This is a genomic window from Streptomyces sp. TLI_146 (assembly GCF_002846415.1).
Taxonomy (GTDB): Bacteria; Actinomycetota; Actinomycetes; order Streptomycetales; family Streptomycetaceae; genus Streptomyces.
In genome coordinates this window covers 6,644,782-6,660,600 of record NZ_PJMX01000001.1, presented here as the reverse complement: position 1 = coordinate 6,660,600, position 15,819 = coordinate 6,644,782, and the positions used below count along the sequence as shown (strand labels likewise).

Genomic DNA, 15,819 nt, shown 5'->3' with positions numbered 1-15,819 from the left:
CACCCGTCCGTCAATCCCCCGCCCGACGGGATTCCCTTTGCTTCGCCCAAAGCCCCGGCCGGACCCGAATGTGCACGGCAGGGATAACGGACACAAATCCCGGAAAACGGTAGGGTGACACCAGTAAGCAATCGCGTACGGAGTTGACAGATCGCGGTGCGCGCGCAAGGTGTTCGACTGCGAAACTTCCGCGGTTGCACGGGCGCGCTTCCCGTATACCTTCGTACGGTGTGGCGGCCGCGGCCCGGCCCCGCCGCCCGCGCCCTTCGCCCAGATCTCCCGGTTACCGCAGGTCAACCGGCTCCTCGCGGGATCCTGCGCCCGCCGTACGCCCGGCCGCCGCGCGGTGACTTGAGCATATTGCGTCCCCTTGCGGAACCGGGGATTATCAAGAGTCCGCGCGATTCAAGATTCCCTCCAGCAGGAATCCACCACACGTTTTGATCCGCGCCTGCACACCGCTCGCCCGCCATTCCCATGAAGCGGGCCTCCGTGTAATTCTGGCCGACGTCGCCCAGGTGCGGCGCCGCTATTGATGCTCTCTTACGTGGTCACGAGCGATACAGGACAAGAGGGGGGCCACATGCCCACGAATACTTCCGACGACTCACTCGACGAGGTGGAAGGCTCGGTATCCGGGCGCAACAAGGTGATCGCCGAACGCACCCGCAGCGAGACGTGGAAGAAGCCGCCGCGCCGCATCGAGCGGGCCGAGTGCATCACCTGCGACACCTGCCTGCGTGCCTGCCCGCCCGAGTTCAACGCCATCTTCGACAACGGGCTCGACGTCGTCATCATCCCCGAGCTCTGCTCGGGCTGCCCCAAGTGCGTCCTGGAGTGCCCCGTCGACTGCATCTACGTGGACGAGGACTGGACCCCGACGTCCGACGAGATGTGGAACCACATCGGGCTTACCGCTGAGGGTGTGTCATGACCAGTTTCGCCGAGCGCAACGGCGCCTCGCGCCGGGCCATCAACGCCAAGAAGCGGCAGAGCCGCCGGCCCAGCCGCCTGGGCGCGGTGGCCGGCGCCACGCCGAAGCCGGACCGCGTCAAGGACGAGGAGGCCGGTTTCCCCACCCTCCTCAAGCGCGCCTGGGAGAGGGCCGTCGAGGCCCCCGACCTGCGGACCGCGGTGACCGCCCTGCTCACCCTGGACGGCCATGTCCCCGCCGACGTCCAGTTGCGCGCGCTGCGCACCGCGGACGAGGCCGCGCTCAAGGTGCTCTGCGGCATCTCGTGGCGCGAGGAGGACCTCGCCGCCCCGGTGCGCGACACCCTGGAGCGCCCGGCGTTCCTGGGCGAGCTGGGCCTGACCAGCACCGGCCGCATCGTCATCCGCGTCCCCTCCCAGGGCTCGCTCGCCGACGAGGAGAACCTGAACCTCGTCGACGGCGTGATCGAGGTGCCGTGGTCGGCGCAGGACCTGCTCGACTACGAGAGCGAGGTCAACCGCGCGGCCGCCCGCTACGCCGACCAGGTCGTCGACTGCCGCCAGTGGCTGGCGGCGCTCGGCACCCAGGCCCGCGACGAACTCCTGGAGACGGTACGGGAGTCCGCGCTGCGGACCGCCCCCTTCGTCCTGCACCAGGAGGGGAAGCTGTACACCAACTTCCGCGAGGGCAACAACCTCATCGGCAAGACCCTGTGGGCGGGCCACCCCAGCGAGACGTTCAGCAGCCTGCTCGGCGTCGAGATGGAGCGCTGGTCCGACCACGACGCGATGCTGGTCGTCTGCCTCACCCTGCTCGTGCGCTCGGCGGGCGCCGGCCGCATCGAGGAGGCCAACGGCACCCAGCTCACCCTGGACCACCTGGCGTTCATGCTGGAGCGCACCCGCCGCAACTACAACGCGGTGCCCGGCGGCGAGCCGGTCCCGGCCGCCCCCACCCACCGGGTCGAGGCGCTGAACTCCCTCGCCATGGCGCTGCGCGAGCGCCGCGTCGGACACGTCCTGCCCAACGCCCAGCTCTACCGCGAGATCCACGGCGCGCTGATGCACAAGATCGAGCGCCTGGCCGGGCCGTACGGCGAGGCGTCGAAGCGGCGCGAGGCGGAGCTCGTCGCGCGGCTGCGCGACCGGCTGCCGCTCACCGGCGCCACCTTCGAGGAGCTGAGCGCGAGCCTCACCGCGTCCCCCGGTTGGCTCGCCCGGCCGCACGGCGAGTTCGGCACCGGTCTCGAAGCCCTGGTGTACGAGACGGTGTCCGGTGCGACGGACGTCTTCGAGGCCGACTTCGCGATGAGCCGGGGCATGCGCTCCATCCCCGAACTCATGCGCGCCCTGCGGGAGCAGAGCTACGCCGAGATCACCAAGTGGGACATCACCGACTTCTTCTGCTGCGTGGTGCCCGCCCCGGCGGCCAAGCGCCACTACGAGGACTCGGTGCTGCAACTGGCCGACAACGCCTGGGCGATGTCCTCCCGGATGCAGTACAACTCCTGGCACTTCATCGCCGGGAACCTGCCCAAGGTGCCCGCGGTGGTGGAGCGCGACCACTTCATCCCGCCGACCATCCCCGACGTCGCCTTCTACTCCGACCAGCACCACCACGGCCATGTGGCGTCGAAGGTGCGCTTCAGCATCCGCAGCCCCCAGGCGGTCGAGGTGATGGGCCAGAAGTTCAACGGGTTCATGGACCTGCGTCTGCTGCGCTGCGACGGCACCCCGTTCAACGAGTCCGACCTGCTCGCCGCGCACCGCACCTCGGGGTTCATCGCCAGCGCCATGAGCGCCGCCGCCGCGCTGGTGGCCGCGGGCGAGGACATCGAGGTCACCGCCTTCGACTCCGAATGGCACCTCAAGTCGGTCCAGGCCGCGGCGAACGCCAAGCAGCCGCAGCCGGTGTCGTGACCGGCGTCCCACCTGTCCTTGCAAGGAGATCCGTTGACCTCCATCGGTGACATACGCGAGCTCCTCGCCCGGGGCGAGCTCACCGCGGCCGAGCACGTCCAGTCGGTCCTCACCGCGATCCAGAAGACCGACATCGAGCTCGGCGCGTTCGTCTCCGTCGCGGGCGACGAGGCCGTACGGGAGGCCGAGCTCGCCGACGCCCGGATCCGCGAGCTGGGCCGGGCGGCGTTCGAGCGGCAGCCGCTGCTCGGGATCACCGTCTCGGTGAAGGACCTCATCCAGACCGGGGACCTGCCCACCGCCCGCGGCTCCCTCCTGGAGAACCGGCGGGCCCGGGCGGACGCGCCCTCGGTCGCACGACTGCGGGCCGCCGGCGCCATCGTGGTGGGCAAGACCACGACGTCGGAGTACGGCTGGAGCGCCTCCACGGTGAGCCGGGTGGCCCCGCCCACCCGCAACCCGTGGGACCCCGAGCTCTCCGCCGGCGGCTCCAGCGGCGGCGCCGCGGCCGCGGTGGCGGCGGGCCTCGGCTCGGGCGCGCTCGGCACCGACGGCGCGGGCTCCATCCGCATCCCCGCGGCGTTCTGCGGCGTCGTCGGCTACAAGCCGTCGTTCGCCAAGGTGCCCTATGTGCCCGCCTGCGCCGACCGGCTCTCCCACCAGGGGCCGATCGCGCGGACCGTGCCGGACGTCATCGAGCTCGCCTCGGTGATCACCGGCGGGCACCCGGGCGACCCGGACTCGCTGCTCGGCACGGCCGAAGTGCCCGGCCAGCGGCGCTCGTTGCGGATCGGGTGGATCGAGTTCCCGGGCACCTCGCCGGAGATCCGCCGGGTCAGCGAGCAGGCGCTGCCCGCGCTCAGCGCGCAGGGCCACCGCGTCGAACGCATCGAGGTGCCCTTCCGCGACCCGTATCCGGCCCTCGTCGACATCCTCGCCGCCAGCGACGCCGCCGCCACCTCGCCCGCCGACGAGGAGTGGTGCGACCCGGGCCGCCTCGCGATCGTCCGGCACGGGCGCACGCTCAGCGGCGCGACCGTGATGCGGGCCGAGGAGGTGCGGCTCGCGCTGCGCACCAGACTGCACGAGATCTTCGACCGGTACGACCTGCTCGCCATGGCCACCGTGCCCATCGAGCCGTTCGACCCCCACGCGATCGGCCCCCAGTGGGCGAGCCGTCCGGAGGACCTGCTCTGGCTGGCGTGGACACCCGCCACGTATCCCTTCAATATGACTGGCCAGCCGGCCGTTTCGCTCCCGGCCGGGCTCACCCACGCCGGACTCCCGGTGGGGCTCCAACTCGTGGGCCCGTTCGGGGCGGACGATCTGGTCCTGTCAGCCGCACGCCGCCTTGAGGCGGACCTCGGGCCCCTGCCGGCCGCACCGGACCGAGTAACCGAAAGGATCCTGTAACCCATGTTCTCCCGGTCGTGGTCCCGCCCCTTCTCCGAGTCGGGCGGTGTCGGACGCCCCGCGTTCGTCACCGAGTTCGGCCTCTGGACCGATGAACAGGCCGCCGCCGCCGAGCAGATCGAGGCGTCGCTCGACGAGGTCGACCTCGTCCGCCTGGTCTTCGGCGACCCGCACGGTCTGGCCCGCTCCAAGACGCTCACCGCCGACGCGTTCCGCTCGGTCCTGCGCAACGGCATGGACTTCAGCTCGGGGCCCTTCATCTTCGACACCGGCCACGCGGCCGCGCTCGACTACCTCTCCGACCCGGGCGTCGGCGTCGACGAGATCGCCGGCGCGGGCAGCTTCGTCCTGGTGCCGGACCCGCTGACCTTCCAGCTCCTGCCGCACGAGGGGCCGCGCACCGCCTGGGTGCTCGGCGACGAGTACCTGCGCGACGGCTCCCCGCACCCGCTCTCCGCGCGCAATGTGCTGCGCCAGGTCGTCGCCCGGTACGCGGCCCGCGACCTGACGCCGGTGCTTGGCCTGGAGGTCGAGTGGTACCTGACCAAGCGGCTGCCCGGTCCCCCCGGAAACGCGGGCAACGGCTTCGGCCTCCAGGGCGCGGCCCCCCAGGTCGAGGCGGTGAACTCGGGCTACCAGTTCAACCTGGACTCCAACTACGACTCGGTCGCCCACTTCACCAGCCCGCTCGCCCTCAAGCTGCTCGAACTCGGCCTGCCGCTGCGGTCGATCGAGCACGAGTCGGGCCCGGGCCAGATCGAGACGACCTTCAACCCGATGCACGCGCTGGACACCGCCGACGCGATGCTGCTGTTCCGCACCCTGGTCAAGCAGACCGCGACCCGGCAGGGCTACCACGCCACCTTCATGTCGCTGCCGCGCGTCGACAGCTTCGACCCGAGCGGCTGGCACCTGCACCAGTCGGTGATGGACGCGAACGGCCGCAACATCTTCGCGGCCGACGGCGGCGGCATCTCGGACCAGGGCAAGGCGTACATCGACGGCCTGCTGGCCCGCGCGCGCGACCTGTGTCTGCTCTCCGTGCCCACGGTCAACGGCTACCGCCGCCTCAGCTCGGAGTTCTCGCTCTCGCCGACCCGGATCGGCTGGAGCTACGAGGACCGCAGCGTGATGCTCCGGGTGGTCGGCGGCGGCTCCGCGACGCATGTGGAGAACCGGACCGGCGAGCCCACCGCCAACCCGTACCTCGCCCTGGCCGCCCAGCTCTCCGCGGGCTTCGACGGGCTCACCGCCACCGTGGGCGCGGCCCCGCGCCCGGCCGGCGGCGACGACGCGTACGAGACCCTGCCGCAGAACCTCGGCGAGGCCCTGGAGGCCTTCCGGGCCGGTCAGGGCGCCGAGCTGCTCGGCAAGCCGCTCGCCGCCACCCTGGCCAAGCTCAAGGAGAGCGAGTTCTCCCGCTTCGAGGCCTGGCGCGCCCAGGAGCGGCCCGCCGAGGGCCAGGTCACCGAGTGGGAGCAGCGCGAATACTTCGAGGCCTACTGATGGCCCGTCCGAACCACCTGTCGACAAGCTCACCCTGGGGGTGCTGGCCCAAATGATTCCCCGCTATACCCTGCCCGCGATGGCGGACATCTTCTCGGACCAGGCGCGCTACGCGACCTGGGTCCGGGTGGAGATCCTCGCCTCCGAGTCCCAGGTGCGCCTGGGCCGGGTGCCCGAGGACGCCGTCGAGGACATGCGGCGGGCCAGCGTCCCGACCCCCGAGCGGGTGCAGGAGATCGAACGGGAGCGGGACCACGAAGTGCTCTCGTTCCTCGCCGCCTACTGCGAGGGCATCCCCGACGAGTCGGCCCGCTGGGTCCACCTCGGCATGACCAGCTACGACCTGGTCGACACCTCGCTGGGCTACAACCTGGCCCGCGCCACCGACCTGGTGCTCGCGGCCGGCGTGGAGCTGCGCAAGGTCCTCGTCGAGCGGGCCCTGGAGCACTGGGAGACGGTGATCGTCGGCCGCACCCACGGGGTGCACGCCGAGCCGACGTCGTTCGGCCACAAGCTGGCGCAGTTCGCGTTCTCCGTGGACCGCTCGCTCACCCGCCTCAAGGCGGCCCGCAAGGCCGTGGCGGTGGGCACCATCTCCGGCTCGGTCGGCACGTACGCGCTGATCGACCCCTCGGTCGAGGCATACGTCTGCGAGGAGCTCGGGCTCGGTGTGGAGCCCGCCCCGAGCCAGGTCGTCTCCCGCGACCGGCACGCCCAGCTGCTCCAGGCCGTCGCCCTGCTCGGCGCGAGCATCGAGCAGGTCGCCCTGGAGCTGCGGCTGCTCCAGCGCACCGAGGTCCGCGAGGTGGAGGAGCAGCGCACCTCCGCCTACCAGGGCTCCAGCGCCATGCCGCACAAGCGGAACCCGACCACCAGCGAGCGCCTGAACGGTCTGGCGCGGCTGCTGCGCGGTTACGCGGCCACCGCCCTGGAGAACGTGGCGCTGTGGCACGAGCGCGATCTGGCGCACCAGTCGGTGGAGCGGGTGATCCTGCCGGACGCGCTGGCGGTGGGGCACTTCCAGGCCACCATGGCGACCCAACTGGTCCGCGACCTGAAGGTGTTCCCGGACCGGATGCGGGAGGGCATCGACCGCACCGACGGTCTGGTGTACAGCTCCGCCGTCCTGGCCGACCTGCTGGCGGACGGGGTGGAGCGGGAGAAGGCCTACCGCGCGGTCCAGGCCGCCGCGAACCGTACGATCGCCACCGGCGAGCACTTCGGGGACACGCTGCGCCAGGAGGGCATGGACATCGGCCAGCTGCGCCCGGAGCGTTTCCTCGTCAACCACGGCGTGATTCTCGATCGATTGGAGCAACTTCGTGACCTGGAAGATTGAGCGTGTGGAGGGTGCGGACCTGGACCTGGAGGAGGTCCTTGAGGTCTACCGCTCCTCCGGGCTCGGTGAGCGCCGTCCGATCGAGGACGTGACGCGGTTCGCCGCGATGGTGCGCAACGCCAATCTCGTGGTCGTGGCCCGGGCGGAGGGCAGGCTCATCGGCATCGCCCGCAGCATCTCCGACTTCAGCTACGCGACGTACCTCTCGGACATCGCGGTGAGCGGCGACTACCAGCGCTCGGGCATCGGCCGGGCGCTGATCGACGCCACGCAGAAGGAGGCCCCGCAGGCCAAGGTCATCCTGCTGTCGGCGCCGGCCGCGGTGGACTACTACCCGCACATCGGCTTCACCCAGCACAACTCCGCCTGGGTCCTCAACCCGTAGGAACCCGGCGGCAGTTCGCACGAAGGCCCCCGCGGTCCGGCTCGTCCGGCCGCGGGGGCCTTTTCGTGTGTACGGAGGTGTGTACGAAGTTGTCCACGGGATCGTACGGAGTGTGCAATAAGGATGTTGCACGGAATTGATGTTCCGGTGGATACCTGGTAATGCGGCGGGGCCTCCGGGGCAATGTCATTACCCCGGAGGCCCCGGCCGAAAACCCGCCTTACCCTTGGCATCCATTACCAGGCTGCCGCACCAAAGAATTCTTTGGATATATGACGGTTGTTCAACTTGTTTTTCTCTTGTTCCCAGCGGGCGGAAAGGCGGAAATTCACCCGTTGCCCAGCTTGAAACCGACCCCGCGCACGGTAATGATCCATCCGCTGTCGCCCAGTTTGCCGCGAAGACTGCTGACATGGGTGTCGACAGTGCGGCGCGACCAGGAGTCGCCCCAGACCTGCTGGAGCAGACGCTTACGCGGAATGACCGTGTCCGGATGGGAGGCGAGCAGGCAGAGCAGATCGAATTCCTTGCGGGTCAGCCCCACCTCGCGGCCGTCCAGGCTCACCTCGCGGGAGCTCACGTCAATGCGCAACCGCCCGTGCAAGATCTCTCTGGCAACAGGCGGCTGGAACCTCGCGCGACGCATGACGGCTTCGATCCGTGCCATTAATTCCCGGAAACCGTAGGGCTTGACCACATAGTCGTCCGCGCCGGCCTGGAGGCCGAGGACGCAGTCGAGCTCGGAGCCGCGGGCCGTCACGATGATCACCGGGATGCCGCTGACCGAGCGGATGGCCCGGCAGACCTCCAGGCCGTCCAGGTCAGGAAGTTCGAGGTCGAGCAGGACGAGATCGACGTCCTCGTACGCCTGCAGCGCGGTGCTGCCGCTCTTCACGCCGATGGCCTCGTGGCCGTGCCTGCGCAGTCGGCACACCAGGGACTCCGCGCCGTCGACGTCGCTGTCGACCACGAGGATCCGCCGGCCCCGGGAGAGGCCGGCCACCCTGCGCACCGCTTCCGACACGCCCTCTTCGATCAGGTGTGGTCCCCCTGGACCACGCTGGACAGGTATATGAGGCTCCAGCACTGCCTCTGACGAACTCTGAGTCATGCCTCCCCCGCGAGTCATGTCCCTCCCCCATCTGAGTGAGTCCAATACGAGATCCGGTCCGGATCTCACTGCGAACACCGACGAACCTACAGACCGTTGCTACGGAATTCAAAGAGGTTCGAGCAAATAACAAATAAACTGTGTCGGTTATTGAGCGAGATCGGACAGAGCGCCTCTTCGTTTCCATACGTGATCACGACTGGGAGCCCCCGTCAACCAGTCTCCGCCATGCGGAAGCGGAACGCTGGAGGATCAGTTGATTCGACCAGGGGTGATTCAACCAAGGGTAACTCGCCGCGACTCACATAATCCGGCCATCTTGGCGCGGCTCTGACGTTGACGATGCCATGACATGATGTTCGCCACATAGGCCTGGAGGTTTACGGAATTCAGGCGGGTCTGCTGACAGCAAGTTAAATAACAGGTGTCCAAGTGACGTCACGATGGCCGGTGGCTTGAATTCGCCGGTACTGCGCCTCAGTCAGGGGCGGCTCGCGCCCCCCAGCGCTCCCTGTGATCGGGCTGTAGCTTGCAGTACGGCAACACCTGCATGACGAAGACCCCCATTCACCGCACAGAATGGTCGTCCGGGAGAGTCTGTGTCAAGTAAAGTCCGGCGGCCTGAACAGCGGCGCGCCCCGGGCGGAGCCGCCCTGTTCGGACGGCCCGCTCGGGGCGCTGCGCGCCGCTCTCCCCGGAGGGAAAGGCGCGGGACGGCCTGCTAATTGACTAACCGTCAGGAATTGTCGTCAGGCGAGCACCGGGCCGCCCGCCCGCCAGGTGCGCGGGCCGTCGAAGCCCGTCGCCCGGTCGGTGCGGCGCCAGCTCGCGGAGCGGCGCTGCCTCGGGATCATCACCCGGGCCGCCTCCGCCCGGGCCTCCATGGCCGAGAAGTGCGCGAAGAACAGCGCGGCCAGCGCCGCCAGTTCCTCCGGATCCGGATTACCGCGTTCCACTCTCAGCAGCTCACGGCAGTGCTCCAGGGTCATCTCGGCAGGCTCGGCCGGCTCGGTGGCGGGCTCGGTGATCTGGGTCATCTCGCTCATGTCGGTCACCTCTCTACGGGAGTCGGGCCTACTGGGGCGGGTTGCCGTGCTTGCGGCGGGGCAGTTCGGCGTCCTTGGCGATGAGCATCGCGACCGAGCGGCACAGCACCGAGCGGGTCTCGCGCGGGTCGATGACGTCGTCGACCAGACCCCGCTCCGCCGCGAAGTAGGGGTGCACCAGCTCGTTCTTGTACTCGTCGATCTTCTGCCTGCGCATCGCGTCGGGGTCCTCGGCGGCGGCGATCTCCCGGCGGAAGACCACGTTCGCCGCGCCCTCGGCGCCCATCACCGCGATCTCGTTGGTGGGCCAGGCGAACGAGAGGTCGGCACCGATCGAGCGCGAGTCCATCACGATGTAGGCACCGCCGTACGCCTTGCGCAGCACCACCGAGATACGGGGGACGGTGGCGTTGCAGTACGCGTACAGCAGCTTCGCGCCGCGCCGGATGATGCCGTCGTGCTCCTGGTCGACGCCCGGCAGGAACCCGGGGACGTCGACGAGGGTGATCAGCGGGATGCTGAAGGAGTCGCAGAACTGGACGAACCGCGCGCCCTTCTCGCTCGCCTTGATGTCCAGGACGCCCGCCATGGCGGAGGGCTGGTTGGCGACGATCCCGACGACGTGGCCGTCGAGCCGGGCCAGGGCCACCACCAGGTTGGGCGCCCAGGCCGCGTGGATCTCCATGTACTCGCCGTCGTCGACGAGCTCCTCGATGACCCCGCGCACGTCGTACGAGCGGTTGCCGTCGGCGGGCACCAGGTCGAGCAGCGCCGCGCCCTCGCGGTCCACCGGGTCCGAGGTCTGCGCCAGCGGCGGCATCTCCCGGTTGTTGGACGGGAGCATCGACAGCAGATAGCGGACCTCGGCGAGGCAGGTCTCCTCGTCGTCGTACGCGAAGTGCGCCACGCCCGAGACCCCGGCGTGCACGTCCGCGCCGCCGAGCCCGTTCTGCGAGATCTCCTCGCCGGTCACCGCCTGGACCACGTCCGGGCCGGTGATGAACATCTGCGAGGTCTCGCGGACCATGAAGACGAAGTCGGTCAGCGCGGGCGAGTACGCCGCGCCGCCCGCGCACGGCCCCAGCATCACGCTGATCTGCGGGATCACCCCGCTGGCCTTGGTGTTGCGCTGGAAGATGCCGCCGTAGCCCGCGAGCGCCGAGACGCCCTCCTGGATACGGGCGCCGGCGCCGTCGTTCAGGGACACCAGCGGCGCGCCGGCCGCGATGGCCATGTCCATCAACTTGTGGATCTTGGAGGCGTGGGCCTCGCCCAGGGCGCCGCCGAAGATGCGGAAGTCATGGGCGTAGACGAAGACCGTACGGCCCTCGACCGTGCCCCAGCCGGTGATGACACCGTCCGTGTACGGCTTCTTGGCCTCCAGGCCGAAGCCGGTGGCGCGGTGCCGCCGGAGCTGCTCGACCTCGGTGAAGCTGCCCTTGTCCAGGAGGAGTTCGATCCGCTCGCGCGCGGTCAGCTTGCCCTTGGCGTGCTGCGCCTCGGTCGCCTTGTCGCTCGGGCCGCGGACGGCCTGTTCCTTGCGTTCGCTGAGTTCGTCCAGCCGGTCGGAGACCTCGGCGGAGGACTGTGTGGTCGGCGTGGTCGGCATGGTGTTCGGTTCCCCCTGTAGGTTGCGGATCCTTGGTGCGGAGTCGACTGCCTTCACGGTCACGTCGGGTGGTTGCGGAGCGCGGCCGCGGCGGCGTAGCCCGGCTGTACGGGCACGTTGCGCACCGTCCAGCCGTGCGGGCGGCCCTGGGCGTTGCGGTCGCCCAGGTAGTCCGCCGCGGGTGAGCGGGTGAGTCCGGTGCCCAGGCCCTTGAGATAGGCCTCCTTGCGGGTCCACAGCCGGGCGAACGCCACCGTCCGCTCGGCCGCGGGCAGTTCGCGCAGTTCGGCGCGCTCCTGCGGGTGCAGCCGGGGCAGCACCATCTCGACGGCCTCGGGCGACGGGACGCGCTGGACGTCGACGCCCACCGGAGCCGCCGCGACCCCGATGGCGATCAGGCCGTGGCTGTGCGAGAGGTTGAAGTGGAGCGGCACGGGCGGATCGATCAACTGCGGCTTCCCGTACGGCTCCGCGCCGCGGCCGAGCACGATCCGGCCGGGTTCGAGGCCGGTGTACGCGGCGAGCAGGCCGCGCAGGGTGGCGTGCGCGGCCACGTACTGGGTGCGGTCGCGGGCGGAGACGTAGGAGGCCGCACGCGCCGCCTCCATCTCGTCCAGCGCCTGCATCAGCGGGCACACCTGCGCCACCTCCTCGGCGGGCGGCCGGAACACCAGCAGGTGCAGCCGCCCGGCCGCGGGGGCCGCCCGCAGCGGCGTACGGGTCGCGTTCACCGGCGCACCGCCTCGTGGAGGGGGCCGCCCTGCTCCGGGTCGCCCTCGGGCTCCCCGACCGGCTCCACGCGCCCGCCGCGCCGGTCGTAGGCCAGCGCGGTGAGCGCGGCCGCCAGCGAGACGAGACCGCCCACGTAGAAGCCCGAGCGGGCGCCCAGGTGTTCGGCGAGCCAGCCGATGAGCAGCGAGCCCAGCGGGGTCGAGCCCTGGAGGATCAGGGTGTACAGCGCCATCACCCGGCCCCGGTACCGCGGGTCGCTGCCGAGCTGGACGCGGTGGTTGACGGCCTGGACGAAGAAGATGGTGGCGCCGCCGGTGAGCGAGAGCAGCACGATCGCGGCCGGGAAGTTCGGCGCCCAGCCCGCCACTGTCTCCAGGGCCGCGAAGACCAGCGCCGCGCCCACCACCAGCCGGCTGGAGGGGCGGCTGCGGCGCGCGGTGGTGGCGAACGCGGCGATCAGCGAGCCCGCGGCGAACCCGGTGGTGAGCAGCCCGAACGAGGCCGCGTCGGCGTCGAAGACGGTCTTGGCGTACAGCGGCAGGGTGAGCTGGAAGTTGAGCCCGAAGAGCGAGATCACCCCGACGAGGGCGAGCGGCAGCTTCAGGTCCGGGCGCCCGGCCACGTACTTGAGCCCGTCGACCACCCGCGGCCGGGTCTCCTGCCGCGCGCCGAGCAGGAGCTCGCCGGGCCGCATCATCCGCAGTCCGATCACGGTCGCCAGATAGCTGACGGAGTTGAACAGCATCACCCAGCCGGTGCCGAAGCCGGTGATGAGCAGCCCCGCGAGAGCGGGCCCGACCACCCGGGCGGTGTTGAAGTACGCGGCGCTCAACGCCGACGCGTTCGGCAGCAGTTCGGGTCCGACCAGTTCGCTGACGAACGACATCCGGGTCGGCACCTCTACGGCGTTGACGACCCCGAGGCCGAACGCGCACAGCCAGATGTGCCACAGCTGCACGGCGTCCGCGAACGCCAGCAGCGCCAGGACCAGGGCCAGCACACCGGACGCCAGATTGGCGCAGGTGAGCAGGAGCCGCTTGTCGTAGCGGTCGGCGAGGCGCCCGCCGTACAGGGTGAGCAGCAGCAGCGGCGTGAACTGGAGCGCGGTGACGACGCCGAGGGCGGTGCCGGAGTTGTCGGCCAGGCCCAGGACGATCCAGTCCTGGGCCACGACCATCATCCAGGTGCCCGCGACGGAGACGACCTGCCCGGCCGCGAACAGCCGGAAGTTGCGGACCGCCAGGGAGCGGAAGGGATGGGCGAAGGTGCTGGTCATAGGCTCGGATGGTCAGGCATCGCGTCCCGCCCTGGTGATGCAGTCCTCCAGGAAGGCGAGCGTGCGCAGGTGGTAGGAGCGGGCCGCCCAGCCGAGGCTGATGTTGTGGCCCGCGTCCGGCTGGCGGTCGACGACGATGCGGGGTGCGGCGGTCAGCTGGGCGGCGAGGTCGGCGAGGTCCTTGTCGCCGTGCAGCCACCAGCCCTCGTGCTCGGCGAAGGTGAGCCGGACGGGGATGCGGACGCGCGGCGCGAGGGCCGCGAACAGCTCGGGCCAGCGCGGCAGTTCGCTCGCCTCGCGCTCCGGCATCGGCGCCACCAGGGAGCCGCTGCTGCGGAACGTGTTCGGCGGGTACAGCCGCAGCGGCCCCCAGTGCCGGGCGATGTGCTTGAGCCCCTTGCGGAGCACGCCCGGGGTGACGGCGTAGCGGTGGCCGCAGCCGGAGATGTCGAGGCCGAGGAGGCCGTCGCCGGTGCAGTGGGCGGCAGCCGACAGGGCGAGCTTGCCGCCGAAGGAGTGCGCGACGAGCAGGATGCCCGCTCCCGTCGGGTACTTGGCGGTGAAGTCGTCGATCCCGGCGCGCAGGACGTCGGTCTGCTCGGCGACGGTGAGGCCGTCGGGTAGCTGGGCGGCGGACTGCCCGTAGCCGGGCCGGTCGACGGCCAGGACGGTGTAGCCGAGCCGGGCGCCCAGCGTCAGCAGGGACAGCTCGGGGTGGGCCTGGCCGTCGAAGTACCCGGCGCTCATGCCGCCGCCGTGCACGGCGACGACGGTCGCGCGGGGGGTGCCTTCCGGCTCGCACAGCAGCGCGGACAGGGTGACACCGCCCGCGTCCAGGGTGATCCTGCGAACACCCTGCGAAACGGCCGCCGGTGCGAGCGTGCTTTCCATCAAAGCCCCCGTTTGCGTTGAGGTTCGATCGGCCGCGGCCCCGTGCCCCTGAAGGGGGGCGGGGAACTGCGCGACCAGCCACCTACGGTCCGCAGACGCGAAACCGCCTTCAGAACCGAGCTCTCCCGCGTCACGGCCTCGCCGGACCGAACCACTGCCCGAGGGCGGCCTCCAGGGCCGAGACGTCGTCCCCGGCCCAGGCGACATATCCATCGGGCCGAACGAGCACGGCACCCGCACCCGCGAGCGGATCGGTGCCGCCGTCCACCGGCTTGGCCGAGGCGGTGACGACATCGACCCGCCCCTGCCACCCGGCGGCGGCGCCCCGTACGGACGAGGAGTCGCCCAGATCGAGCAGCACCCCACGAGCCGGGTGCAGCAACGCCGTCGTGCTGGTCTCGCCGTCCGCCAGGACCAGGGTGCGCGGAGCGATCCGGCGCCCCACCAACGGGTGCCCGTCACCCAGCTCGTACCGGATGTCCAGACCGCTGACGATCCCGGCGAGGTGGCGCTTGACGTCGTCGTACTGGATGAGCTCGCCGAAGAGCTGGCGCAGCGGGTCGGCCTCGGGCCCGCCGAGGAAGACCATGCCCTGGGCGCGGGTGTTCATCAGCAGCCGCGCACCCACCGGGTGCCGCTCGCCGTGGTACGTGTCGAGCAGCCCCTCGGGCGCGGTCCCGGCGATCTCCGCGGCCAGCTTCCAGCCGAGGTTGGCCGCGTCCTGGACGCCGGTGCTCAGGCCCTGGCCGCCGGCCGGGAGGTGGATGTGGGCGGCGTCGCCGACCAGGAGGACCCGGCCGCGCCGGTACTCGGAGGCCTGGCGGGTGGCGTCGCTGAAGAAGCTGACCCACTCGGCGCCGCCGTGCGAGATGTCCTCACCGGTGATCGACTGCCAGGCGGCGGCGACCTCCTCGAAGGAGACCGACTCGCCGCTGGGGCGGGCGGGCGCGTCGTCGGGGCAGACGATGATCCGGTCCACGCCCGGGGCGAGCGGGGCCGCCATCACCATGCCGTTGTCGAGCCGCTCCCCCAGGAAGCGCGGGCGCAGCTCGCAGCCGGTGACGTCGGCGAGGAACATCGCCCGGGTCGCGGAGGTGCCCGGGAAGTCGAACCCGGCGGCCTCGCGCACCACGCTGCGGCCGCCGTCGGCGCCCACCAGGTAGGAGGCGCGCAGCTTGCGTACCGCGTTCGGCGTCTGGACGGTGATCTCGACGTCGTCGCCGTCCAGGAAGCCGTCGGTCAGCTCCAGGAACTCCCAGCCGCGCCGGATGTCGACGCCCAGCTCGGCCGCCCACTCCTCCAGGACCGCCTCGGTCTTGTACTGCGGGATGCCGCGCGCCCCGAAGTGCCCGCCCTCCAGGACGGTGTAGTCGAACTGCACCCCGCCGAAGTGGCCCATCGGGCTGATCTCCAGCGTCTCGCCCTGCCCGAAGCGGGGCAGCAGTCCGCGCTGGTCGAAGATCTCCATGGCGCGGGCCGTGAAGCCCAGGCCGCGGGACTGCCCGGTGGGCTTCGCCAGCCGCTCGACGACGACGACCCGCGCCCCGCCGAGCCGCAGCTCGGCGGCGAGCATGAGACCGGTCGGACCCGCGCCGACGATGATGACATCGGTGTCCACGGCTGTCCCCTCCATAGTGTTCCCTTTCCTGGACGTGCCC

Annotated in this window: 13 protein-coding genes; 6 read left to right on the top strand and 7 right to left on the bottom strand. The window is 70.7% G+C overall.

Features of this window, described 5'->3' with window-relative positions:
• The first annotated feature begins 583 nt into the window (after positions 1-583).
• Genes BX283_RS29780 through BX283_RS29755 form a run of 6 tightly spaced genes read left to right on the top strand, consistent with a single transcriptional unit; the run spans position 584 to position 7,496 of the window.
• Positions 584-934, top strand: coding sequence for a 4Fe-4S dicluster-binding protein (locus BX283_RS29780; protein ID WP_218976530.1), 351 nt, complete (start codon positions 584-586; stop codon positions 932-934).
• On the top strand, positions 931-2,853 hold the full coding sequence (locus BX283_RS29775) for a hypothetical protein (RefSeq protein WP_101390546.1): 1,923 nt from the start codon (positions 931-933) through the stop codon (positions 2,851-2,853). The genes BX283_RS29780 and BX283_RS29775 overlap by 4 nt, the downstream gene beginning before the upstream one ends.
• Positions 2,854-2,886: 33 nt before the next feature.
• Complete coding sequence (locus BX283_RS29770) at positions 2,887-4,266, top strand: amidase (RefSeq protein ID WP_101390545.1); 1,380 nt, start codon at positions 2,887-2,889, stop codon at positions 4,264-4,266.
• Between the two features lie 3 nt (positions 4,267-4,269).
• Positions 4,270-5,772: a glutamine synthetase family protein gene (locus tag BX283_RS29765; RefSeq protein WP_101390544.1), complete on the top strand. Its 1,503-nt coding sequence runs from the start codon at positions 4,270-4,272 to the stop codon at positions 5,770-5,772.
• Positions 5,773-5,824: 52 nt separating this feature from the next.
• Entirely contained in the window at positions 5,825-7,111 is a 1,287-nt protein-coding gene (gene purB, locus BX283_RS29760) for an adenylosuccinate lyase (RefSeq protein WP_101390543.1), read from the top strand.
• A complete protein-coding gene (locus BX283_RS29755; protein WP_101390542.1) occupies positions 7,095-7,496 on the top strand; it encodes a GNAT family N-acetyltransferase in 402 nt (133 codons plus the stop codon). The genes purB and BX283_RS29755 overlap by 17 nt, the downstream gene beginning before the upstream one ends.
• Before the next feature lie 328 nt (positions 7,497-7,824).
• Here BX283_RS29755 and BX283_RS29750 read toward each other — a convergent pair whose 3' ends face one another.
• From BX283_RS29750 to BX283_RS29720, 7 genes are all read right to left on the bottom strand, one after another.
• Positions 7,825-8,625 (bottom strand): response regulator transcription factor, encoded by an 801-nt coding sequence (locus BX283_RS29750; RefSeq protein WP_371655131.1) that lies wholly within the window; start codon positions 8,623-8,625, stop codon positions 7,825-7,827.
• 731 nt (positions 8,626-9,356) lie between these two features.
• Positions 9,357-9,653 carry an acyl-CoA carboxylase epsilon subunit gene (locus BX283_RS29745; protein WP_257583929.1) on the bottom strand — a complete coding sequence of 99 codons (297 nt, stop codon included), beginning with the start codon at positions 9,651-9,653 and terminating at the stop codon, positions 9,357-9,359.
• A gap of 28 nt (positions 9,654-9,681) precedes the next feature.
• Complete coding sequence (locus BX283_RS29740) at positions 9,682-11,262, bottom strand: acyl-CoA carboxylase subunit beta (RefSeq protein ID WP_101390541.1); 1,581 nt, start codon at positions 11,260-11,262, stop codon at positions 9,682-9,684.
• Positions 11,263-11,321: 59 nt separating this feature from the next.
• Positions 11,322-11,993 (bottom strand): 4'-phosphopantetheinyl transferase superfamily protein, encoded by a 672-nt coding sequence (locus tag BX283_RS29735; protein WP_257583928.1) that lies wholly within the window; start codon positions 11,991-11,993, stop codon positions 11,322-11,324.
• On the bottom strand, positions 11,990-13,270 hold the full coding sequence (locus BX283_RS29730; RefSeq protein WP_101390540.1) for an MFS transporter: 1,281 nt from the start codon (positions 13,268-13,270) through the stop codon (positions 11,990-11,992). Before BX283_RS29730 ends, BX283_RS29735 begins: the two co-directional genes overlap by 4 nt.
• 12 nt (positions 13,271-13,282) lie before the next feature.
• Complete coding sequence (locus BX283_RS29725) at positions 13,283-14,161, bottom strand: alpha/beta fold hydrolase (RefSeq protein ID WP_101390539.1); 879 nt, start codon at positions 14,159-14,161, stop codon at positions 13,283-13,285.
• Positions 14,162-14,291: 130 nt separating this feature from the next.
• Complete coding sequence (locus tag BX283_RS29720) at positions 14,292-15,794, bottom strand: FAD-dependent monooxygenase (RefSeq protein WP_101390538.1); 1,503 nt, start codon at positions 15,792-15,794, stop codon at positions 14,292-14,294.
• Positions 15,795-15,819 lie beyond the last annotated feature (25 nt).

Coding starts and splice junctions, on each gene's coding strand:
- BX283_RS29780 (WP_218976530.1), top strand. CDS start 584: ATGCCCACGAATACTTCCGACGACTCACTCGACGAGGTGGAAGGCTCG.
- BX283_RS29775 (WP_101390546.1), top strand. CDS start 931: ATGACCAGTTTCGCCGAGCGCAACGGCGCCTCGCGCCGGGCCATCAAC.
- BX283_RS29765 (WP_101390544.1), top strand. CDS start 4,270: ATGTTCTCCCGGTCGTGGTCCCGCCCCTTCTCCGAGTCGGGCGGTGTC.
- purB (WP_101390543.1), top strand. CDS start 5,825: ATGATTCCCCGCTATACCCTGCCCGCGATGGCGGACATCTTCTCGGAC.
- BX283_RS29750 (WP_371655131.1), bottom strand. CDS start 8,625: ATGACTCGCGGGGGAGGCATGACTCAGAGTTCGTCAGAGGCAGTGCTG.
- BX283_RS29745 (WP_257583929.1), bottom strand. CDS start 9,653: ATGAGCGAGATGACCCAGATCACCGAGCCCGCCACCGAGCCGGCCGAG.
- BX283_RS29740 (WP_101390541.1), bottom strand. CDS start 11,262: ATGCCGACCACGCCGACCACACAGTCCTCCGCCGAGGTCTCCGACCGG.
- BX283_RS29730 (WP_101390540.1), bottom strand. CDS start 13,270: ATGACCAGCACCTTCGCCCATCCCTTCCGCTCCCTGGCGGTCCGCAAC.
- BX283_RS29725 (WP_101390539.1), bottom strand. CDS start 14,161: ATGGAAAGCACGCTCGCACCGGCGGCCGTTTCGCAGGGTGTTCGCAGG.
- BX283_RS29720 (WP_101390538.1), bottom strand. CDS start 15,794: ATGGAGGGGACAGCCGTGGACACCGATGTCATCATCGTCGGCGCGGGT.